General features: G+C 60.3%; 18 protein-coding genes. 9 read left to right on the forward strand and 9 right to left on the reverse strand.

The genetic code is table 11. The annotated features are described in order from the left end of the window. Nucleotides 1–13 precede the first annotated feature (13 nt). A complete protein-coding gene (locus Q1A52_RS12860; RefSeq protein ID WP_300015901.1) occupies nt 14–622 on the forward strand; it encodes a carboxymuconolactone decarboxylase family protein in 609 nt (202 codons plus the stop codon). A gap of 128 nt (nt 623–750) precedes the next feature. Here Q1A52_RS12860 and Q1A52_RS12865 read toward each other — a convergent pair whose 3' ends face one another. Beyond that, nucleotides 751–2,034, reverse strand: a complete 1,284-nt coding sequence (locus Q1A52_RS12865; RefSeq protein ID WP_300015904.1) for a dienelactone hydrolase — start codon at nt 2,032–2,034, stop codon at nt 751–753. 244 nt (nt 2,035–2,278) lie between these two features. Between Q1A52_RS12865 and Q1A52_RS12870 the strand changes: the two genes are divergently transcribed. Next, nucleotides 2,279–3,652: an MATE family efflux transporter gene (locus tag Q1A52_RS12870; protein WP_300017298.1), complete on the forward strand. Its 1,374-nt coding sequence runs from the start codon at nt 2,279–2,281 to the stop codon at nt 3,650–3,652. Between the two features lie 137 nt (nt 3,653–3,789). Here the strand turns inward: Q1A52_RS12870 and Q1A52_RS12875 are convergent, their stop codons facing one another. The 5 genes from Q1A52_RS12875 to Q1A52_RS12895 form a co-directional block, all read right to left on the reverse strand. Further along, nucleotides 3,790–4,557, reverse strand: a complete 768-nt coding sequence (locus Q1A52_RS12875) for an N-formylglutamate amidohydrolase (protein ID WP_300015907.1) — start codon at nt 4,555–4,557, stop codon at nt 3,790–3,792. A 253-nt stretch (nt 4,558–4,810) separates the two neighbouring features. Continuing rightward, nucleotides 4,811–5,644, reverse strand: a complete 834-nt coding sequence (locus Q1A52_RS12880) for an NAD(P)-dependent oxidoreductase (protein WP_300015910.1) — start codon at nt 5,642–5,644, stop codon at nt 4,811–4,813. An 18-nt stretch (nt 5,645–5,662) separates the two neighbouring features. Next, nucleotides 5,663–6,856 (reverse strand): FAD-binding oxidoreductase, encoded by a 1,194-nt coding sequence (locus Q1A52_RS12885; protein ID WP_300015912.1) that lies wholly within the window; start codon nt 6,854–6,856, stop codon nt 5,663–5,665. Between the two features lie 44 nt (nt 6,857–6,900). After that, nucleotides 6,901–7,530 carry a 2-hydroxychromene-2-carboxylate isomerase gene (locus tag Q1A52_RS12890; RefSeq protein ID WP_300015915.1) on the reverse strand — a complete coding sequence of 210 codons (630 nt, stop codon included), beginning with the start codon at nt 7,528–7,530 and terminating at the stop codon, nt 6,901–6,903. 4 nt (nt 7,531–7,534) lie between these two features. Further along, nucleotides 7,535–8,554: a phosphotransferase family protein gene (locus Q1A52_RS12895; RefSeq protein WP_300015918.1), complete on the reverse strand. Its 1,020-nt coding sequence runs from the start codon at nt 8,552–8,554 to the stop codon at nt 7,535–7,537. 99 nt (nt 8,555–8,653) lie between these two features. Between Q1A52_RS12895 and Q1A52_RS12900 the strand changes: the two genes are divergently transcribed. After that, on the forward strand, nt 8,654–9,889 hold the full coding sequence (locus tag Q1A52_RS12900) for an acyl-CoA dehydrogenase family protein (RefSeq protein WP_300015921.1): 1,236 nt from the start codon (nt 8,654–8,656) through the stop codon (nt 9,887–9,889). Nucleotides 9,890–10,437: 548 nt separating this feature from the next. Here the strand turns inward: Q1A52_RS12900 and truA are convergent. After that, complete coding sequence (gene truA / locus Q1A52_RS12905; protein WP_300015924.1) at nt 10,438–11,205, reverse strand: tRNA pseudouridine(38-40) synthase TruA; 768 nt, start codon at nt 11,203–11,205, stop codon at nt 10,438–10,440. Nucleotides 11,206–11,319: 114 nt separating this feature from the next. Between truA and Q1A52_RS12910 the strand changes: the two genes are divergently transcribed. The 6 genes from Q1A52_RS12910 (at nt 11,320) to Q1A52_RS12935 (ending at nt 19,590) form a co-directional block, all read left to right on the forward strand. After that, the gene (locus Q1A52_RS12910; protein ID WP_300015927.1) at nt 11,320–12,735 is read left to right on the forward strand and encodes a YcjX family protein; all 1,416 of its coding nucleotides are present in this window, start codon (nt 11,320–11,322) and stop codon (nt 12,733–12,735) included. Further along, complete coding sequence (locus Q1A52_RS12915; RefSeq protein WP_299782291.1) at nt 12,732–13,181, forward strand: GNAT family N-acetyltransferase; 450 nt, start codon at nt 12,732–12,734, stop codon at nt 13,179–13,181. Before Q1A52_RS12910 ends, Q1A52_RS12915 begins: the two co-directional genes overlap by 4 nt. Next, nucleotides 13,181–14,185 (forward strand): YcjF family protein, encoded by a 1,005-nt coding sequence (locus tag Q1A52_RS12920; RefSeq protein WP_300015930.1) that lies wholly within the window; start codon nt 13,181–13,183, stop codon nt 14,183–14,185. The genes Q1A52_RS12915 and Q1A52_RS12920 overlap by 1 nt, the downstream gene beginning before the upstream one ends. A gap of 39 nt (nt 14,186–14,224) precedes the next feature. Continuing rightward, on the forward strand, nt 14,225–15,841 hold the full coding sequence (locus Q1A52_RS12925) for a cyclic nucleotide-binding domain-containing thioredoxin-disulfide reductase (RefSeq protein WP_300015933.1): 1,617 nt from the start codon (nt 14,225–14,227) through the stop codon (nt 15,839–15,841). 232 nt (nt 15,842–16,073) lie between these two features. Continuing rightward, nucleotides 16,074–19,040, forward strand: coding sequence for an isoleucine--tRNA ligase (gene ileS / locus Q1A52_RS12930; protein WP_300015936.1), 2,967 nt, complete (start codon nt 16,074–16,076; stop codon nt 19,038–19,040). A gap of 94 nt (nt 19,041–19,134) precedes the next feature. Then, nucleotides 19,135–19,590, forward strand: coding sequence for a methylated-DNA--[protein]-cysteine S-methyltransferase (locus tag Q1A52_RS12935; protein ID WP_300015939.1), 456 nt, complete (start codon nt 19,135–19,137; stop codon nt 19,588–19,590). A 94-nt stretch (nt 19,591–19,684) separates the two neighbouring features. On the opposite strand, the gene Q1A52_RS12940 is transcribed toward Q1A52_RS12935, so the two are convergent. Continuing rightward, nucleotides 19,685–20,383 carry a phosphatidylcholine/phosphatidylserine synthase gene (locus tag Q1A52_RS12940; protein ID WP_300015942.1) on the reverse strand — a complete coding sequence of 233 codons (699 nt, stop codon included), beginning with the start codon at nt 20,381–20,383 and terminating at the stop codon, nt 19,685–19,687. Between the two features lie 92 nt (nt 20,384–20,475). Further along, nucleotides 20,476–21,060 (reverse strand): cytochrome P460 family protein, encoded by a 585-nt coding sequence (locus Q1A52_RS12945; RefSeq protein ID WP_300015944.1) that lies wholly within the window; start codon nt 21,058–21,060, stop codon nt 20,476–20,478. Between the last annotated feature and the right edge of the window lie 18 nt (nt 21,061–21,078).

The raw sequence follows: 21,078 nt of genomic DNA on the forward strand, positions 1-21,078 counted from the left end.
ACACGGATGAGCAATGACCTGGATCACTACTGTTCCTTTTGAAAAAGCCACCGGCAAACTGCGCATGCTTTATGAACGCATCGCCGGTCCTGGCAACAATGTCGACAACATCATGATGGCGCACTCCCTTCGTCCGCACACGATGGAAGGTCATATGGCGATCTACAAGCATGTGCTGCATCATTCCGGGAACACGCTGCCAAAGTGGTTTCTGGAGGTTTTAGGCGTGTGGGTCTCTCACTTGAACAGCTGTGCGTACTGCGAGGACCACCACTTTGCAGGTATGAAGCGAGTATTGGGAGATGATGACAGAGCCGACGCTATCCGTGAGTGTATTGCAACGGATGACATGCGGACGATACCGCTCGACCCCGCGCAACAGGTGGCGATGCATTATGCCCGAAAGCTGACCCGGACACCGGCGATGCTGATCGAAGCGGATGTGCAAGAGCTGCGAGCAGCCGGGTTCGATGATGGCCAAATCCTCGAGGTCAATCAGGTGGTCAGCTATTTTTCCTATGCCAACCGTACGGTGCTTGGATTGGGGTGTTCAACGAAAGGCGACATCATCGGGTTGTCGCCCGGAAACGCGGATGATCCGGACGATTGGGGGCACCGATAAGCTGTTGCCGTGCGCGGAAGATGGCTTGTGGTCGAGATCGGATTGTTCACACATGTAAATCAATCTCTTCAGGCGATAACCTGTCCTGAAATGATTGCCGTAATGCCTCTGCATGACCAGACGCGGAGCTATTCGCCCTTTTTCAGGGTTTCGAAGCGTAACCCCTTCGCCGTACGGGCGAGAAATCCAGCCCAATAGCTATGATCTTCAGTCGGTCGGGCCTCTTCGTCCAGTGCTTGAATGCCGTCATCAGAGTTGGGGATCAGGTCCAGATAGGGGCGTTTGCTGATATCGCCCTTGAGGTGCAGATCGAAGAAGGCGGTCGCAAAATGCTGGGCGATGTTATTCATGCGCGTCGTATCCCACACCGGGTCGGAATAGTGCTCGAAGGGCACAAAATCGAGGTCTTCGACTGGTTTCCAGGCTTCCTTTGGCGCGGGGATCGGGGCAGCCGCGTTGTGATTGGCATGAATGAATGTCAGGAGGTGACGATCTGTGCCGCTGGTCTCGGCAAAAATGGTGCGGATCGCGTCATACACCGAAACATCATCCGAACCGCCCGCCATGAGCAGCGTTGGCACGCGCAGACCGGCCAGGCCGTTGGTGTCCCAGAAGCCGGCGTTACGTCCCCACGGTCCGATGGCGATGATCGCACGTACGCGCGGATCGACCAGGGCTTCGTGGCTCTCGGATCCGGCCTGGTGGCTTGCCAGCAGCCCATTTGGTGTCCCCCAGCTATACTCGGTGGAGGCCTGGGTCACACCGGCACCCCCAAAGATCAATGCACCATACCCTCCCATGGAATAGCCGATCACGCCCACCGCGCTGGCGTCGATGATCGCGCCGAGGTCACCATCGAGCGCGGCCATCTGATCCAGCACAAAACGCTGGTCCAAGGGGCGGTGATAGAGGGTGGCCCCGAAGGCTGCCTGGTCCGAATAAGTGCTGTCGGTGTGATCGATGGAAACGGTCACGAATCCCTTGGAGGCTAGATTTTCGCCCAGATGGGCCATCAGAAACCGATTGCCCGGATAGCCGTGGCTGATCAGGATCAGCGGGTAACGTTCGCCTGTAGCAGGTGCTGCATCGCGCGCCGCCCGCCCGGTGAGGGTTACTTCGGTCTTGCCATCGCGCAGCATGGCACGGTAGGTGCCACCAGGCTGCGTGCCCTCCGCCGCCGGATACCAGATTTCCGCTCTCAGGGGGCGGTCATAGAGCGGTTGCTTCTGGCCGTCGATATTGACGATATCGATCTGCTCGGGGTTCACCAGTTCCAACGTCCGGACGCCAATCGGCAGCAGACCGTACGGCGCCAACTCTGGCGCATCGGGACGCACCATATCCACCGGGTTTGCCAGTGCGGGAGCCGCAATTAGGGCTGCCACGGCGGCGAGAGGGCGTGTTGCGGTCATCGTATGCTCCAAGCGGGTATCGTCCTACCTGCACGCATAGATTGACAGGTTTTCCCCGTCATTCAAGCACTTATGCGGTGTTTTTTGTGTCCAGATCACGGTTTTTCTGATGCCAAGCCCGAACGAGATGTGACCGGATTTGTACTCAGGACCCTGTTGTCCCGTTTAAGAGCATCACACTTTTTTCAAAGCTGATGGCAAACGCCCTCTTCCACCGGGCATTTTCGCGGCGTAAGGCATGGGTATGGCAAAAGTGATGACATATCCTGAGCACGGGCGCGCGATCCTGGTCCTGGGCTTGCCACTGATTGGCGGTCACCTGGCGCAGATGGCAATCGGCGTGACGGATACTGTCATGCTGGGCTGGTATGGGGTGGACGCGCTGGCGGCAGTTACCCTCGGATCGACCTTTTTCTTTGTGCTCTTTATTTTTGGGTCCGGATTTGCCTGGGCGGTTATGCCGATGGTTGCTTCCTTTGCTGCCGAAGGCGATGAAATCGGGCTTCGCCGTGCCACGCGTATGGGGCTTTGGTTGAGCCTCGCTTTCGGGCTTCTCGCACTGCCCTTCATGGTCTGGTCGGAGCCATTGTTGCGGCTGCTTGGGCAGGGAGAGATGCTGGCTGCTGATGCCAGCGCGTATCTCTCTGTCGCCGGTTTCGGAATTATACCGGCTCTCTTGGTGATGGTGCTCAAATCCTATCTTGCGGCTTTGGAGCGCACGCAGGTCGTGCTGTGGATCACCGTAATCAGTGCGGTGATCAACGGGTTGGTCAACTACGCACTGATCTTTGGCAATTGGGGTGCGCCGGAACTTGGCATCACCGGGGCGGCCATCGCCTCCGTTGCAACGCAACTTGTGGGGCTCGTCGGGGTCACGGTCTACGCCGCCCTGTCGTTACCGGAGCACGCGCTGTTTCAGCGGTTGTGGCGCCCGGACTGGCAGATGCTGGCGCAGGTGTTCCGGCTGGGCTGGCCAATCGGGCTGACCAGCCTCAGCGAAGTCGGGTTGTTCGCGGCCTCTGCAATGATGATGGGTTGGCTTGGCACGGTGCCATTGGCGGCGCATGGGATCGCGGTGCAACTCGCGTCGATCACATTCATGGTCCACATGGGGCTAAGCAACGTGGCGACGATCCGTGCAGGCAACGCCTACGGAAGGCACGACCCGGCCCATATGGAAAAGGGCGCCTTGATGGTCACAGCGATGTCGCTAGGCGCGGCTGCTTTGACCATCGTATTGTTCCTGGTGCTGCCGGAGCCGTTGATTTCCCTTTTCATGCAGGAAGACGAGCCGCAACGTGTGCAAATCCTGGCGATCGGGACCGGGCTTTTGGCTATGGCAGCGCTGTTCCAACTGGTCGATGGGGCGCAGGTCATTGCGCTGGGATTGCTGCGTGGCATACAGGACACGCGTGTGCCGATGATCTGTGCGGCGCTGAGCTACTGGGTGGTGGGCATTCCCTGTTCGTATCTCTTTGGCTTTGTTTGGGACCTTAAGGGGATCGGTGTCTGGCTTGGTCTGGTCGTGGGGCTCGGGCTGGCCAGCGTACTGCTGTCAACGCGCTTTTGGGCCGTTGCCTTGCGTAAACTCAAAGGCGCAGAAAGCCAGCCTGCCTGATCGATTATTGTGTCATCTCAATTGCCGTGGGTTTGAGACTTGAGTGCCGCGCCATCAGGCTGCGACATCCGGAAAATATCTCATGTATTTAGTTAAGTATGGCTCATAGTGACATGTTTTCATGACTTAATACTGGATCAATCAGGTATCCAGGATTTCAAGTGGTTCAGGATTTTTGCCAACACGATGCGTGCTGCCTGTGCCTTCACGGGATCGTAAAGCCACGGATCCCGTTCGGCTTGAAGGTAGGTCGACAACGATAGCTCCATCTGCAGCGCGTGCACCCCGCGTTTTGGACACCCGTAGCGGCGCACGATCCATCCACCCTTTAAATGCTTGTTGATATCACTGGTGTAGTTTTTCTGGTTTAGGCAAATCCCTGCGATACAGGCTGCAAGCTTGTGATCGCATGTGGCACCCATGTATGTGCCGATGCTGAAGTTCGGCGCAACACCATCAAACAGATTTGGAATTTCCGACCGCGTCGCCCGACAATCATACAAGACCGCAAAACCATGCTTGGATCTTACTCGGGCAATCTGTGTCGCAAGCGCCGCGTGATATGGTGCGTAAAAGGCAGAGCGCCAGCTGGCCATTTCGAGTTTGTCGGGAGCATACCTCCAGATCGCCTGTCCATCCTGATTGAGAATGGGTGCCGAGGGTGTCAGGTTGAGACCACTGCCTTTGTCATCCCACGCGGACGGATTGCAATCCGGGTCGCAGAGATACCGATGGAAACTCGGTTTCACGACCGTCACGTCCTCCACCAAATCGTGGTGAAGCCGGTCGATATGCCAGTGCGTGTCGATCAGTGCCCGCCCGACGTCATTCAGCCGCTGCATGATGCTGTGCGCAATTTGCGTGCTGGCATGCGGGATGGTGATGATCAGAGGGCTGGACCCCATCGTGACGTCGACTGGAATGGTGCGTGATCCTCGAATTGCCGCCTGGCGGGAAGCGTTCCGACGCCAAGCGGCAATCCGATAGCACAAGAAAAGTTGCTACCAGTATTGACCTGCGTGCGGTCAGTTCACCGTGGTTAAGTGTGCGCCAACTCTGGGTGCGTCCGACCGGGGACATGTATGTGAGCAACCGGATGCCAAGGCCACTCACACATGGGAGCAAAAGTTAGCTTGGACGTATATCAATGCAGCAGGATCATGTTTCCTTTTTGTCGTTCACAATGTTCATCTGCGCCAGCCCGCTTTGCCCCAGATCGACGGAAGAGAAGGGACCGCCATGGCACATCTGACCGGGATCCTTCAGATCGACAGGGGGGGCTTCGGCCAGTATCTCCGCTGCAAACTGCTCTGCATTGTCTTTCGGGCGGTAGCCCAGAAAGGATGCCTTGGCGTTGTCCACCGGTGCGCGGTCGTTGTTGGACACGCCGTAGACAATCCCAAAACCCACGGACGGGGTGTCAATCGCGCGGGTCACCAATTGGATGAGGTCATCATAGCTGAGCCAAGAGCCCAGAGCGCGGGTATTCGTGACCTGCGCGCAGGACAGGATGCGCAGGTGCACCGATTCCAACCCGCGTTTGTCCCAATACATACGGCCCAGATCTTCGGTGAAGCATTTGGCCAGCCCGTAGAATGTGTCCGGGCGGTGCTCCGCATCGATGCCGATGAAATCCGATTTCAGGTGCATGCCGACGGCGTGGATCGACGACGCGTAGACGATGCGTTTCACGCCTGCCTTATAGCCTGCTTCCCAGATGTTGTAGGAGCCGACGAAATTGGGCCCGAGCAGTTCCTCGAAGGGTTTTTCATCCACGATGGCGCCGAAGTGGATGATCATATCCGCGCCCTCAAGCACGGGCGCGATCTGGTCCATCTGTGCCAGATCGGCCTGAACATAGCTCTCGCCGTTATAGAGTTTGCCGATATCGTCGGCGATGTCGGTGCTGACCAGCGTGTCGCACATCGCCGCCAGCGGTTCGCGCAGATAAGAGCCCAAGCGGCCTGCGGCCCCTGTCAAAACCAGTTTCATCTTTGTCCTTCCTGACCGTCAGATCACGGCCTTTTCCAAGAATTTCTCGCCGCGCAAGACCCGGTCCACGTAGAAGGGCCTGAGATCAAGACTGCGGTATTCCCCATAGGCGATATGCTCGGCCAACCCGCGCCCGAGAGCCGGTGACTGTTGCAATCCATGTCCCGAAAATCCGTTGCAGAACAGGAAGTTCGACACCTCAGGATGCGGGCCGACAATCGCGTTCTGGTCGAGCGTGTTGTAGTCGTAATGCCCGACCCACATGTTGATCAGCTTGATCTCTTCGAACTGCGGGATGCGGGTGGCGATGATCGGCCAGAATTTGTCTTCCCAGAGCCCGTGATCGGCGTTGAAATCGTCAAAATCCACCGCCGGGTCGTCGTCGGGCGGCCCTCCTGCGAGGTAATAGCGCCCGTCGGTGCGCATGTGCACGCCCGTGGGATCGATGGTCAGGGGCAGATCGCGGTCCAGCGGGTGGGCGGCATCGAAGATGTAAGTATAGCGGCGGCGCGGCTCGATGGGGATGTCGAGACCTGCCATTTGCGCCACAAGTGCCCCGCGCGTTCCCGCAGTGTTCACCAGCGCACCGCAGGCGATCGAATCGCCGGATTTCAGGGTCACCCCGGTGACGCGGTTGCCATTACGCGTGATCGCCGTGACCTCGTCATGGGCATATTCAACGCCGTTCTTGCGCGCCATGCGCTTGAACCAGTCGAACATGGTACCGCCGTCGAAATAGCCCTCATCCACCAGATTGTGATTGGCCCCGAGGATGTCATCGAGCCGGTAAAAGGGATAGTTGGCGGCGATCTCATCCCGCGTCATGAATTTGGTGCCTGCACCGAGGCTGGCCTGCACTTTCTGGCTTTCGCGCAGGGTTTCGGCAAATTCGGGTGTGTCGGCGAGGTACATGTAGCCGTAGCTTTGCAGCACTAGATTGGGCACTTCGGGATCATCCCCTATGAAGCGGCGGAAGTTCTTGATGAATTCCGCGCCGAACTGCGACACACCGATATTCACTTTGTTGGAAAACTGCTGTCGGATGCAGCTGTTGGTATGGCTGGTCGCGGCATTTTCATAGGTGGGGTCTTTCTCCACCACCAGAACGCGCCCCTGAAACCCGGGCATCTGGGTCAGCCACCACGCCACGCTCGAGCCGTAGATCGCGCCGCCTACGATGATCACGTCATAGTTCTGGTGCTGAGTCGTCATCCCGTCCCCCTCGTGTCTTTTCGGAACACGGGCACACGGGGTCGTCAAGCTTTGTGATCCCTAAAGCGGGCAAAAGGTTTGACCAGCGCACGCGCAACCATTTCCAGCCGGTCCTGCCCGTAGAACATATCACCCTCGACGAAATAGGTTGGTGATCCAATGACATGGCGGGCGATGGCCTCTTTTGTATTGGCAACATGCTGCTCTTGTGTCGCGTCGCTCATGGCTTCTGCCACCAAGGTCTCCGCATCCATGCCGAGGCCCTCTGCGATGCGGGCAACCGTACCTCTGTCCGCCGGGTCCGCGTCATCGCGCCAATGGGCCTGCAGCAGCGCGCGGCTCAGGGCATGCACGTCCCATCCCATCTCTTGCGCCGCGATGATCGCACCATTGCCGAGGGCCAACGGATTGTCGTGATGGGTCGGCCGCCGCATGATCCAGGGCAGGTTCCGAAATTCCCCCCACCGCATCAACTCGCGCCCGAAAAAGTAATCCATCTGAGGTTTTGGGCGCGCGTTGAACGGGGTACCCCCTGCCGCGGCCATGACTGGATCAAAGTCGAACGGTCGGTGGATGACCTGCGCGCCATGTTCACCGGCAATCTCTGCCAGACGCCAGGCCCCGAAATAGGCATAAACCGAATGGCAGGCGTAGAAGTATTCAATGGTTTTCATGACCTTATCCTTCTTCGGCCAGAGCGCGTGCGTCCTGTGCCATTAAGGTGATGATCTCTCGCAGGCGTCCTGTGTCCTTGGGGTTTGACGCATTGCCATCCAGCCCGCGTTTCAACACACCCTGCAGGATCGCAAGCAGGCGAAAATACGAAAACACCACGTAAAACACCCAGTAATCTGGCCGGGCAATTCCGCGCCGCGCGCAATAGTCCGTGACATAGGCGTCTTCGTCCGGCAGGCCGGTGGCCGCGCGATCCACACCGCCGAGGCCACGGAAGTGGCCCGCGTGCGGCAACCGCCAATGCATGCATTGATAGGCCAGATCGGCGAGCGGATGGCCCAATGTGCTCAACTCCCAATCGAGCAGCGCCACAACCTCTTCGCTATCGGGCGCGAAGATCATGTTGTCGATGCGGAAATCGCCATGCACGATGCCGCCGGCACCGTCATCCGCCACCATATGCTCGTCCAGCCAGCGCATCAGCCAATCCACATCCGACAGCGGAGCGGTGGCGGTCTGGTGATACTGACCGGACCATCGCGTGAGTTGCCGCGCAAAATAACTCCCGGGCTTGCCATAGTCCGCCAGACCGACCTCGTCAGGCACCACGTTATGCAACGCGGCCAGCGTGCCGTTCATCGCATCGTAAACACGCCCACGCGCTTCCCGGTCGATCTCGGGCAGGGCCGGGTCCCAGAAAATGCGCCCCTCGACCATTTCCATGACCATGAACTGGGTGCCCAGCGGGGTGTCGCTTCCGGACAGGTGATAGACCTGCGGCACCGGCACATCGGTGGCCGCCAGCGCCTGCATCACGCGGAACTCGCGGTCGACCGCATGCGCGGATTTCAGAAGTTTGCCAGGCGGCTTGGCCCGCAGCACATAGTCGGTGCCGCCGCTGGTCACGCGGTAGGTCGGGTTTGACTGCCCGTCCGAGAATTTCTCGAAACCGTCCAGCGTGCCAAAACCGTCGACATGCGCGGCCAGATAGCGTTCCAGCTCTTTCGGGGCATAGCGGTGCATCGGCAAATCTCCCTCGTGACCCATGGACAAGTCCCGGTGATCTAAGCAACTCTGCGGGCGCGGGGAAAGCCCCGATTACCGATCAGGGAGGCGCGGGCGATGGATATGAATTTTGGCATGGCGGAGGAAAATCGGGCCCTTCTGGACCGGGTGGCGGCGATGATCCGTGACGAGGTGATGCCGATGGAGGCCGAATACCACGCGGAGATCGGCAAAGAGGACCGCTGGACCTACACGGATCGTCAGGCCGAGATCCTCGAAGGGCTCAAGACCAAGGCCAAGGCGGCGGGCCTGTGGAATTTCTGGCTGACCGACAGCGAGAAGGGTTTTGGTCTCAGCACGGTGGAATACGCCTATTTTGCCGAGGAAATGGGGAAAACGCCGCTCGGCGCGGAGGTTTTCAACTGCTCCGCACCGGACACCGGCAATATGGAGGTGTTCGAGCGCTACGGCACACCGGCCATGAAGGAGCTTTGGCTCGGGCGGCTGCTCGAAGGCGAAATTCGGTCGGCCTATCTGATGACGGAACCCGATGTCGCCTCTTCGGATGCCACCAACATCGCCATGTCCTGTGTGCGGGATGGCGACGACTATGTCCTGAACGGGGAGAAATACTGGGCGTCGGGGGCGGGGGATCCGCGCTGCAAGGTCTATATCGTCATGGTCCGGACCGGGGATGAGGAGACACCCAGACATCAGCAGCATTCGATGATCGTTGTCGATGCCGCCACGCCCGGCATCGAGATTTTGCGGCCCATGCATGTCTTTGGCCACGACGACGCGCCCCACGGGCATATGCACATCCGTTTCACGGACGTCCGGGTGCCGGTCGAGAACATGTTGCTGGGTGAAGGACGCGGGTTTGAAATCGCGCAAGGTCGGCTGGGCCCCGGGCGCATTCATCACTGCATGCGGTCTGTCGGTCAGGCGGAAGCTGCGCTGGAGTTGATGTGTCGCCGATCATTGCAAAAGGAGGCATTCGGTAAACCGCTGGCGAATCTCGGCGCGAATTTCGACATTATTGCGGAATGTCGGATGGAGATCGAACAGGCGCGGCTCTTGTGCCTCAAGGCGGCCTGGATGATGGATCAGGGGGACGCGCGTGCCGCAGCTCCTTGGATTTCGCAAATCAAGATTGTCGCCCCGCGCATGGCATTGAAGGTGATCGACGAGGCAATGCAAATGCACGGCGGGCAGGGGATCAGCCAGGACACGCCCCTTGCAATGGCCTGGACCTGGCAGCGCGCCTTGCGGTTTGCGGATGGACCGGACGCAGTGCATCGTCGTCAGGTGGCACGCGCAGAACTGCGCAAACACACGCAGGAAAAAGTCTGAAGGCTCTCCATGAAGCCGTTGGGTGAATTGCAGGCTGCCGCGTTTCGCTCAGGGTGAACCTGATGCACTGAGCCGCAGCGGTAACAGCAGAATTTTGCTTACATTTCTTGCCAGCTAATGGAACCCACCGGCTACTTCCCGAGTTCTCCGACCGTTAACAAAGGCATTCTGGCGCAGTCCGGAGCCAGTTTAACGAGTACCTGGGGAGTTTGGGTAACGAGTGCCCGGTGGGTTGGGCCCTTGGCCTGACCCACCACGGCACGCGTGTGATGAAATTACGGTTCTGGGGCGGAACCGAAAGACAGCGGACTCGTGTAAACGAAAGCGAACAAAAATCCGCGAAGAGGTGATTTTGTAAAGCAATGATGCAAATTTGGGGACAACTAACCAGATTTGAATTGGAAAACTCAAGTAGCGCGATTTTGACCAACCTTGGTTAGGCGCTTGATGTCATCTGCGCCAGCGACGCCTCACCAGGCATAGGTGTGGCCGTTGGGAAAGCGACAATCATTGAAGGCAGGTAAGGTGGGCTTTCAGGCCACCTTTGGCTATGCAAACGGATTCTCTTCATAACACACATGTGCAAGGTAGAGTCCCTGTGGCGGGCAGACGGGCCCACAGGCGGCGCGATCCAGCGCGGCCAATGCGCTGGCAACCTGATCCGGAGGCCAGGAGCCCGCGCCGACACGTTCCAGCGTGCCGACGAAACTGCGCACCTGATTGTGCAGAAAGGACCGGGCGCGCACATCGAAATGCACTTCCGGTCCGTGGGGCGTCTCCACCCGTACCACATCCAGACGGTCCAGGGTTTTCACCGGGCTGTCCGCCTGACAGATGGTGGATCGAAAAGTAGTGAAATCATGCCGCCCGATCAGATGCGCGGCGGCCCTCGCCATGGCAGGGACGTCCAGCTCGTGTTTGACCTGCCAGACCAGCCTGTCCTGATGGGTGGCCGGTGCCCGGCGCATCAGGATGCGAAAGAGGTATTGCCTTTGCAGCGCGGAGAACCGGGCGTGCCAGTCATCGGAAACCTCGGCACAGGCGACAATTGCCACCGGATCGGGCTTCAGGTGATAGTTCAACGCCTCCGACAGGCGAAAGGGATCCCATGTCTCCATCATGTCGCAATGGGCAACCTGCCCCAGCGCATGCACCCCGGCATCCGTCCGTCCTGCCGCGGCAATCGTATGCGCGCGCGGCTCCAAGCGGGCCAGGGCGGCCTCGATTTTACCCTGGACCGTGGCCTGCGCCTTCTGGCGCTGCCACCCGGCAAATGGCTTCCCGTGGTACTCGACTTTTAATGCATAGCGCGGCATGGCGCAGGCCCTAGCGCGCAGCGCGTGTCGCGTCAAATGGCTTTGAAGCCTCTGGTACCCCCGCGCGCCAGCGCTTATGTGTTGCAAAACGAAAACTGCAGGGACAGGCAGGCTTTGGTCATCACTTCAATCGCCGACACGGTGCTGCGCCAGATCGAAAACGTGCAGGATACTGTAAACGAGACACTGTTCGAGCCGGTGGTGCGTGTCGGTGTGACCGGGCTTGCACGGTCCGGAAAGACCGTCTTCATCACCTCGCTGATTGCCAATCTGTTGGATCAAGGCCGCATGCCGCATCTGGTGGCGGCGGCCGAGGGCCGGATCGAGGCGGCTTTCCTGCAACCGCAGCCGGATGATACCGTGCCGCGCTTCGATTTCGAGACCCATCTGGCGCAGTTGACGGCGCGCGAACCCGCCTGGCCGGACAGCACGCGGGCCATCTCGGAATTGCGGTTGTCCCTGCGGGTGCAGCGCGCAGGGTTGCTCGCCGGGCTGCAGGGGCCGCGCACGATCCACGTGGATATCGTGGACTATCCCGGTGAATGGCTGCTCGACCTCGCCTTGCTCGAAAAGGATTATGCAACCTGGTCCGCAGAGGTTCTGACCCGGATCAAAGACCGCGCGGAGGCGTCGGCGTTCACGGCCTTGGTTGCGTCAACGGACCCGGCTGCGGCGCTTGAAGAACCCGCAGCAAAGGCCCTCGCCACGGCCTTCACCGATTATCTGAATGCGGCACGACAGGCGGGATATTATGATTGCACGCCGGGGCGGTTCCTGCTGCCGGGGGATCTGGCGGGATCGCCGGTGCTCACCTTTGCGCCTTTGCCCACCGACGGGACGGCCCCGCGCAAATCCCTCCTGCGCGAAATGACCCGGCGCTATGAAGCCTATAAACACCAGGTCGTGCGTCCGTTTTTCCGCGATCATTTCGCCCGGATCGATCGTCAGGTTGTGCTGGTCGATGCCTTGGGCGCAATCCACAAGGGGCCGCGCGCTGTTGAGGACATGCGCGGTGCCATGGCTGACATCCTTGGTGCCTTCCGCCCGGGCCAGAATGCGTTCCTGACCCAGCTTTTCCAGGGCAAGCGGGTGGAGAAAATCCTCTTCGCGGCCACCAAGGCGGATCACCTGCATCACCGGCAACACGGGCGGCTGACCGCGATCATGGAGGCCTTGGTGCGCGGGGCCGTTGACCGGGCCCGGTTCGCGGGTGCAGAGACGTCCGCCATGGCCATCGCCTCTCTGCGCGCCACGATCGAGGATACGGTACCCCACGACGGTCAGACGCTGGATGTGGTGCGCGGTACCCTGCTCGACAGCGGAAAACAGGCAGCATTCTACCCCGGGGAGCTGCCCGAGTATCCCAGCCACCTGCTGACGCCTGCGCGCAATGGTGCAAAAAGCTGGCTGGAAGACGACTACCGTGTGATGAATTTCGCACCTTCCCCGCTAACTTTGCGCCCCGGCGATGGTCCGCCGCATATCCGGCTTGATAAGGCAGCCCAATTCCTTTTAGGGGATAGGCTATGAGCACGATCACCATTTCACCGGCGCGCACGCTTGATGCAGGTGCGGTAGGTCACATCCTGTCGGCCTCCAACGACATGATGCCCTGGTTGCCGCGGCTCCACTCGGCAGCTGAAGAGATCATGTACGCAGGTGACATGATCGAGGCAGGCTGGGTCCGCGTAGCCAAGAAAAATGGCAAGGTCGTTGGGTTCATTGCGCGTTGGGAAGAGGAAATCCACGCACTTTATGTCTTGCCGGACGCGCAGGATAGCGGCGTGGGCACGTCACTGCTGGAAGATGCCAAGGCAGAGACGGACAAACTGGCGCTGTGGAGCTACCAGGCGAATTCATCGGCGACGAGGTTTTACGGGTTGCGCGGCTTCGTCGAGACCGCGCGGACCGACGGCAGCGAAAACGATGCTGGCCTGCCGGATATCCGGTTCGAGTGGGTCAAAGGGGCTTTCTGATGGCCCGGGGCCCAGTCCTGATCGAGCTGGAAGATGAAAAAGCCGACACGCTGACCGTCGCGGACGCGCCGCCGGTGCCGGACGACACACCGGGAATGCCAAGCGGTCAGGCGATGCAGGTGGCTGCCGGGATTGCCGCGCGCAAACCGTCGCGACTGGTGCGCTGGTTCTGGTCACTGGGCATCGCCCTTGTCGGTGCGATTGTCTCGATCAAGGCGTGGGGGTTTCTGACCGATCTGGTCGTGCGCAACGCGATCCTGGGCTGGGGTGTCACTGGCCTCTTGGGCGCGTTCCTTTTTGTTTTGGCTGTGCTGGCCCTGCGCGAGATTGCTGCTCTGGGTCGGCTCGGCCGGGTGGACGGTCTGCGCCGCGCCGCCGATACCGCGCTGGTGGACGAGGATCTTGAGGCGGCACGGGTGGTCACGGATCGGTTGGTGGCGCTGTACAAGGGGCGTGAGGATACCCGCTGGGGCCGGGACCGGCTGGCCGAGCTGCGCCGTGATCAGATGGATGCGTCGAGCCTGCTCGCTTTGGCGGACCGCGAGTTGCTGGGGCCGCTGGATCAGGCCGCGCAGCGTGAGGTCGAAGCCGCCGCACGGCAGGTGGCGACGGTAACGGCGCTGGTGCCGCTGGCGCTGGCGGATGTGGCCGCGGCGTTGACGGCCAACCTGCGTATGATCCGGCGTATTGCTGAGGTCTACGGCGGGCGGTCGGGGTTTCTGGGGGGGTGGCGTCTGACCCGTGCGGTGATGGCGCATCTGGTGGCAACGGGTGCCGTTGCCGTGGGGGATGATCTGCTGGAGCCGGTGCTGGGCGGGTCTATCATTGGCAAGCTCTCGCGCCGCTTCGGCGAGGGGCTGGTCAATGGCGCGCTGACGGCACGTGTCGGGGTCGCGGCGATGGAAGTCTGCCGTCCTTTGCCGTTTGCGGCTGGAAAAAAGCCGAAAGTACCCAATATCATTAAGAGCAGCCTCAGCGGATTGTTCGGATCGTCTAAATCCTGAACCGCGACGGCGATGATGGGGTTCATGGGAGACGATTGAATGGAGAGTTTTGCTGCTGACCTTGCCACGATGGTGCGCAGGCCGCTGGAGCCTGATCATGTCGCGGCGATGCGCAAAAAAGGTGTCGTCAGCGCCAAGAAGGCCGGTGAGATGATCCAGGAGCCGGGGGCGGAGTCGGCGGAGTTTCACTATGTCGTCGACGGTGAGGTCGAAGCGGTCGATCCGATGACGATGGAGCGCATGGGCAATGCGACGTTGGGGCCGGGGCAGTTCTTTGGAGACTTGCAGTTCCTCTCGGGCGGCGTGTCTTTGGCGGGTGCCCGCGCGGTGGTGGACAGCACACTGCTCTGCGTGCCGCGCGATGAGATGCTGCAGCTGATGTCCGACATGCCGGAGATGAGCGACATTGTCGTGACGGTACTGGCGGCGCGGCGCCGCCGGGCGGTGGAGCAATCGGATTCTGCGCTAACCCTGATCGGATCGGAGATCAGCCGCGACATCCGGCATGTGGCGAGCTTTGCCGCGCGCAACCGCATCCCTTTTCGCGAGATCGAGGTGACATCGGATGAGGCGATGGCCCTGGCTGCGCAATGCGGGATCGAGGAAGCACAGCCGGGTGTGATTTTCGGGCGTGAACGCAAGATCGACCCACCGACGCCGCGCAGCGTGGCCCAGATGCTCGGGCTGCATCTGGAAACGCAGGAGGACGCCAGTTTTGATGTGCTGATCGTCGGCGGCGGGCCGGCGGGTGTGGCTGCCGGTGTCTATGCCGGGGCCGAGGGGCTCAGCGCGCTGGTGCTGGAGGATATGGCCGTGGGCGGGCAGGCGGGCACGTCAAGCCGGATCGAGAATTACATGGGCTTTCCGACGGGCATTTCGGGTGGTGATCTGGTAGGACGCGGAGAGGTGCAGGCGATGAAGTTCGGCACCAAGTTTTCCGTGCCCCGGCGCGCGTCTGCTTTGCGTCAGTGCGACGAGAAATGGTTTCACGCAATGCTGGATGACGGGCAGGAGGTGAGCGCCAAGGCCCTGATCGTGGCCACCGGTGTCCAGTACCGCCGCATGCCGTTGGACGGTCTGGAAGGGTTCGAAGGCGCAGGCGTGTATTACGCGGCCACGGAAGTGGAATCGCGTTATTGCCGGGACACGGAAGTGGCCGTGATCGGGGGTGGTAACTCGGCAGGGCAGGCCGCGATGTTCCTGGCGCGCACCACGCGCCATGTGCATCTGCTCGTACGCGGGCCTTCGCTGGCATCCTCGATGTCTGATTATCTGGTGCAACGTCTCACCACGCATCCGCGCATCACCATCCATACCCGCACCGAGGTGACCGCGTTGCACGGGGAAGAGACGCTGGACAAGATCACCATCTGCGACAATGCCTCTGGTCAGGACTGGGACCTGCGAACAGGGGCGCTTTTTGTCATGGTCGGGGCGGCGCCCAATACCGAATGGCTTTCCGGGTTGATCAAGCTGGACGACAAGGGGTTTGTGCTGACAGGAGCGGATGCGGGCGGGCGGACGCAATATGAAACCTCCTGTCCCGGTGTCTTTGCCGTGGGGGACGTGCGCGCAGGCTCTGTCAAACGCGTGGCCTCTGCTGTGGGCGAAGGATCGGTGGTGATGTCCGCGGCCTGGGCGCATGTGAACGACTGAGGGGCAAGGTGGCCTGAAGCCCACCCTACCTGCCTCCTGAGAGCCTTCGCTGCTTGGGACTTGTCGCGCCGTGCCGGTCTGCTTATAAGGCGCGCATGGATGACCTCCGCGTTATTATCATTCGAATTATATCCCCGGCGCTCTGAGATCATGAGACGCCGGGCCAAGGTGTTTGAGCCGCTCGCACCGACCGCTTTCCCCATTCCGCCAAGATATCTGAAGGACGTCCGCAATGTGCGCCGACACCACCGAAGCCGCTGAAAAACCTGACTATAAGTCAACGCTGAACCTGCCGAAAACCGACTTTCCGATGCGGGCGGGCCTGCCCAAACGCGAGCCGGAGTGGTTGGCGCGCTGGGAGGAGATCGGCATCTACGACCGGCTGCGCGAAAAGCCGGGGCGCACCTCCTTTACGCTGCACGATGGACCCCCCTATGCCAACGGGCATCTGCACATCGGTCATGCGCTGAATAAGACGCTCAAGGATATGGTCGTGCGCAGCCAGCAGATGATGGGCTTTGACGCGCGCTACATCCCCGGCTGGGACTGCCACGGGTTGCCCATCGAGTGGAAGATCGAGGAGCAATACCGCGCCAAGGGCAAGGACAAGGACGATGTGGACGTCGTCGATTTCCGTCAGGAGTGCCGCAAGTTCGCTGAAGGCTGGGTGGATATCCAGCGCGAGGAATTCAAGCGTTTGGGGATCACCGGCAAATGGGAAAAGCCCTATCTGACCATGGATTTCCATGCGGAGCGGGTGATTGCCGAGGAGTTCATGAAATTCCTGATGAACGGCACGCTTTACCAGGGATCAAAGCCCGTGATGTGGTCGCCGGTCGAAAAGACCGCGCTGGCCGAGGCCGAGGTTGAGTATCACGACAAGGAAAGCTTCACCATCTGGGTGAAGTTCCGGGCGATGATCTATGAGACCACACCGCCGGTGACGGGTGACGCGGGCCAGGTGCAGGCGATGTCTGATCTGGACGGGGCCTATGTGGTGATCTGGACCACCACGCCCTGGACCATGCCGTCCAACAAGGCAGTGGTTTACGGGGCAGATATCTCTTACGGGCTGTACGAAATCACCGGGCGGCCGGACGAATGCTGGGCGAACATCGGAGACCGGTATCTGCTGGCGGACAAGCTGGCGGCGGATGTGCTGGGCCGGGCGCGGTTGGATGACACCATGTACCGCCGTGTGCGGGATGTGACGGCGCAGGAATTGAGCCAGCTACGCGTGGCGCATCCCTTGAAAGATGCCGAGGGCAGTGGTGGCGAGTGGGATGATATCCGCGATTTCCGTGCGGCGGATTTCGTGACCGACGAAGAGGGCACGGGATTTGTGCATTGTGCCCCCTCTCACGGGATGGAGGAATATGAGCTCTACCGTGATCTGGGCATGCTGCAGGATGTCATCACCTACAACGTCACGGACGAGGGGCATTTCCGCGATGGCCTGCCGTTCTTTGGCGGCAAGGCGATCCTGAAGCCGAACGGCAAGGAAGGCGATGCCAACAGCGCCGTGATCAGCAAGCTGACCGAGGTGGGCGGGCTGCTCGCGCGGGGCAAGATCAAGCACAGCTATCCGCATTCCTGGCGCTCCAAGGCACCGGTGATCTATCGTAACACGCCGCAGTGGTTTGCGGCGATCGACAAGCCGGTGGGCGACGGGCAGGATCAACACGGTACAACGATCCGCGAACGGGCGCTGACCGAGATCGACAATGTGCAATGGACGCCCAAATCCGGGCGCAACCGGCTGCATTCGATGATGGAAGCGCGGCCCGACTGGGTGCTGTCGCGCCAGCGGGCCTGGGGCGTTCCGCTGACCTGTTTCACCAAGAAGGGCGCGCTGCCGACGGATCCGGATTTCCTGCTGCGCAACGCGGAGGTGAACGCGCGCATCGTCGAGGCTTTTGAGGCCGAAGGCGCGGATACGTGGTACATGGAAGGCGCCAAAGAGCGTTTTCTGGGCAATGTCGTGAACCCCGATGACTACGATCAGGTGACCGACATCCTTGATGTGTGGTTCGATAGCGGATCGACCCACGCCTTTACCCTGCGTGACCGCGAAGACGGATCCGAAGACGGTGTGGCCGATCTCTATCTCGAAGGCACCGACCAGCACCGTGGCTGGTTTCATTCCTCGCTGCTGCAATCGGTGGGCACGCAAGGCCATGCACCCTATCGCGCGGTGCTGACCCATGGGTTCACGCTGGATGAGAAGGGCATGAAGATGTCCAAATCGCTCGGCAATACCATCGTGCCGGAAAAGGTCGTGCAGCAATACGGTGCAGACATCCTGCGGCTCTGGGTGGCGCAGACGGATTACACGCTGGACCAGCGGATCGGGCCGGAAATCCTGAAGGGCGTGGCCGATGGGTATCGCCGTTTGCGCAACACCATGCGCTACATGCTGGGGTCGCTGAATGATTTCAACGCGGCGGACCGAATGGACGTATCGGAAATGCCGGAGCTGGAGCGTTGGGTGCTGCACCGTCTGGCGGAACTGGATCAGACGGTGCGCGAGGGCTATGCGAAGTATGACTTTCAGGGCGTGTTTCAGGCGGTCTTCACCTTTGCAACGGTGGATCTGTCGGCCTTCTACTTCGATATCCGCAAGGACGCGCTCTATTGTGATGGGGATACGGTGGCGCGCCGCTCGGCACGCACGGTGCTGGACTTGCTCTTCCATCGCCTGACCACATGGCTGGCGCCGGTGTTGGTCTTCACGATGGAAGAAGTTTGGCTGGAACGGTTCCCGGAGGCGGGCAGTTCGGTGCATTTGCAGGACTTCCCGGAAACGCCCAATGACTGGCTGGCGCCGGAGCTTGCAGCGAAATGGTCTGGTGTGCGTGCTGCGCGCCGCGTCGTCACTGCAGCACTGGAAGTAGAGCGGACCAACAAGGTCATCGGCGCATCGCTTGAGGCGGCCCCGGTTGTATATGTGGCAGATGGTGCCCTTCGCGCGGTGCTCGAGGCGCTACCATTCGAGGACATCTGCATCACCTCGCAGGTAACCGTCACGGGCACAGCAGCACCGGAGGGTGCATTTACCTTACCGGAAGTGCCGGGCGTTGCGGTGGCCTTTGCGAAGGCGGAGGGCGAGAAATGCGCCCGCTGCTGGAAAGTGCTGCCGGACGTGGGCGCGCATGCGCATACGGGCGTTTGCGGACGCTGCAACACTGCAATGAGCTGAAAACGGCGGGCGGCGGCCTTCGGGTTGCCGCTGTTCCTTCGGAAGCGCAGAAATCGGGTTGCCGTGGTGCGGGTCTCGCGTCACGATTACGTCTATGTTGGAAAAGTCCGTCTCAACCCAATTTGGTGATCTGGTGCTCGTGGAAGACGCAGGGGCCATCACAGCGGTCCGCTGGGGCAAGGCGCGTCGTGAGGATACATCTCCAGTACTGGAGAGGGCGGCAAGTCAATTGCGAGAATATGATGCAGGAGAACGTGAGGTCTTTGATCTCCCTCTGCAGGTGCAGGGCAGTGAATTTCAGCGTGCCGTCTGCGATGCAATCTATGCGATCCCCTTTGGCGATACTTGCACTTACGGCGATATCGCCAAGGCTCTGGGGGCACCGGCACAGGCCGTGGGTCAGGCCTGCGGTGGCAATCCGATCCCGATCATCATCCCCTGCCACCGGGTCATGGGTGCCAAAGGCCTGACGGGTTTTTCCGGTGCAGGCGGTGTCGAGACCAAGGTCGCGCTGCTGCGTCATGAGAAAGCGGCCGGTCTGCTGATTTGAGCTGAGCAACGGTGGCCTCAAAGCCCACCTTACCTGCTGGATGAGCCCAATGTGGCAGACAGGTAGGGTGGGCTTTCAGGCCACCCTTTCGTGATTAAGTCGCATCCCGCTGGGGGAACAACTGCTGCGCGATACCGGCAAAGACCAGATAGACCGACGTCGCGACCAGGCCCCAATGCGCCCAGCTTTGGGGATGGAAATCCACCCAGGCCGCCCAGCCCGCAAAGAATGTCCAGGCCAGCGCTGTAGGCAGGGTGATAATGCGCCAGCGTTCTGTGCGCACAGGGTGTACGAACTTCAGCGGCAGGAACATGGCGACGGCGAGCGCCGTTACCAGCGCGAGCGAGACCCAGAAGTTCGGTTGCAAGGCAAAGATCACCAGGACCAGCATGTTCCAGCACCCAGGAAAGCCTGAGAAGGAGTTATCTTTTGTTTTCATGCGCGTGTCGGCAAAATAGAGGGCTGAGGCGAAGGTGATGACAATGATCGCGAACCACCCCGTCCAGCCATCCATAAGGCCAGACTTGAAGAGCGCAAAGGCCGGGATGAAGACATAGGTCAGATAGTCGATGATCAGGTCGAGCAGCACGCCATCGAACTCCGGCGCGTTGACCTTCACATGGTAGTGCCGTGCGAGCGGGCCATCAATGCCATCGACAAAAAAGGCCACGACAAGCCAGAGGAACATCAGGTCCCACTTCTCATCGACCGCTGCCAGCATGGACAGCATGGCGAAAACCGCGCCCGTGGCTGTAAACAAATGCACGCCAAGCGCGCGTAACCTCAAAGTCATGCTGCGTTCATGCCGCAAGGGGCTACGGGATGCAAAAGGAAAAGGCCCGCCGGGCGACCGAACGGGCCAGAATGCACCAGTTTTGCAGTGGTCTAGTTGCCGACGCGCACCTCTTCGACCGGATAGGCGAGGAAATCCTGATCTTCCCAGGCGGCATGGCAGTCATGGCAGAAAGCCTGCTTGAACTTCATTGGCTTGCCGTTGGGTTGCAAACCTCCATAGACCCAATCATTGGTTTCAGGCGCTTCGCCCGCAGCCACCTTGGTCATGATGAAGAGCGGACCGGGTCGGGCCTGTTTCTTCTTCTTGCTAAACGACACACTTTCCTTGGCCAGAACTGAGCCCACGGGCATGACAACACCTTCTTCTTCGAACTTCAGATATTGTTCGGCGGCGATGTCATTGGCAAAGGTCAGAAGCGCGCGTTTACTGTGCGCGCCTTGCACGGCGGCGGATGTCGCCGTCACGGTCCAGCTACGGTATTCGGAACCGGTTGCGTCCCCCTGCTTGGCGTAACCTTCTGCCATCGCATCCTTCACGCAATCATAGAGCACGTCGATCTCGGACTGTTCGAGATCGAACGGGCTTTCTGCGTTATACGCGCAGTCCGCAGCATGGGAAGCGGTCGCGGTCAGTGAAAAGGCCATGGCAGACAGGGCTAGGCTGAAACGTGTCATTGAGGTCCCTCAGGTTAT

It is taken from the genome of uncultured Roseobacter sp. (genome assembly GCF_947488185.1).
In the GTDB taxonomy this organism is placed as follows: Bacteria; Pseudomonadota; Alphaproteobacteria; order Rhodobacterales; family Rhodobacteraceae; genus Roseobacter.

Coding starts and splice junctions, on each gene's coding strand:
- Q1A52_RS12925 (WP_300015933.1), top strand. CDS start 14,225: ATGGAGAGTTTTGCTGCTGACCTTGCCACGATGGTGCGCAGGCCGCTG.
- Q1A52_RS12935 (WP_300015939.1), top strand. CDS start 19,135: ATGTTGGAAAAGTCCGTCTCAACCCAATTTGGTGATCTGGTGCTCGTG.
- Q1A52_RS12945 (WP_300015944.1), bottom strand. CDS start 21,060: ATGACACGTTTCAGCCTAGCCCTGTCTGCCATGGCCTTTTCACTGACC.
- Q1A52_RS12900 (WP_300015921.1), top strand. CDS start 8,654: ATGGATATGAATTTTGGCATGGCGGAGGAAAATCGGGCCCTTCTGGAC.
- Q1A52_RS12865 (WP_300015904.1), bottom strand. CDS start 2,034: ATGACCGCAACACGCCCTCTCGCCGCCGTGGCAGCCCTAATTGCGGCT.
- Q1A52_RS12885 (WP_300015912.1), bottom strand. CDS start 6,856: ATGACGACTCAGCACCAGAACTATGACGTGATCATCGTAGGCGGCGCG.
- Q1A52_RS12870 (WP_300017298.1), top strand. CDS start 2,279: ATGGCAAAAGTGATGACATATCCTGAGCACGGGCGCGCGATCCTGGTC.
- Q1A52_RS12915 (WP_299782291.1), top strand. CDS start 12,732: ATGAGCACGATCACCATTTCACCGGCGCGCACGCTTGATGCAGGTGCG.
- Q1A52_RS12890 (WP_300015915.1), bottom strand. CDS start 7,530: ATGAAAACCATTGAATACTTCTACGCCTGCCATTCGGTTTATGCCTAT.
- Q1A52_RS12940 (WP_300015942.1), bottom strand. CDS start 20,383: ATGACTTTGAGGTTACGCGCGCTTGGCGTGCATTTGTTTACAGCCACG.
- Q1A52_RS12895 (WP_300015918.1), bottom strand. CDS start 8,554: ATGCACCGCTATGCCCCGAAAGAGCTGGAACGCTATCTGGCCGCGCAT.
- Q1A52_RS12875 (WP_300015907.1), bottom strand. CDS start 4,557: ATGGGGTCCAGCCCTCTGATCATCACCATCCCGCATGCCAGCACGCAA.
- truA (WP_300015924.1), bottom strand. CDS start 11,205: ATGCCGCGCTATGCATTAAAAGTCGAGTACCACGGGAAGCCATTTGCC.
- Q1A52_RS12860 (WP_300015901.1), top strand. CDS start 14: ATGACCTGGATCACTACTGTTCCTTTTGAAAAAGCCACCGGCAAACTG.
- Q1A52_RS12920 (WP_300015930.1), top strand. CDS start 13,181: ATGGCCCGGGGCCCAGTCCTGATCGAGCTGGAAGATGAAAAAGCCGAC.
- ileS (WP_300015936.1), top strand. CDS start 16,074: ATGTGCGCCGACACCACCGAAGCCGCTGAAAAACCTGACTATAAGTCA.
- Q1A52_RS12880 (WP_300015910.1), bottom strand. CDS start 5,644: ATGAAACTGGTTTTGACAGGGGCCGCAGGCCGCTTGGGCTCTTATCTG.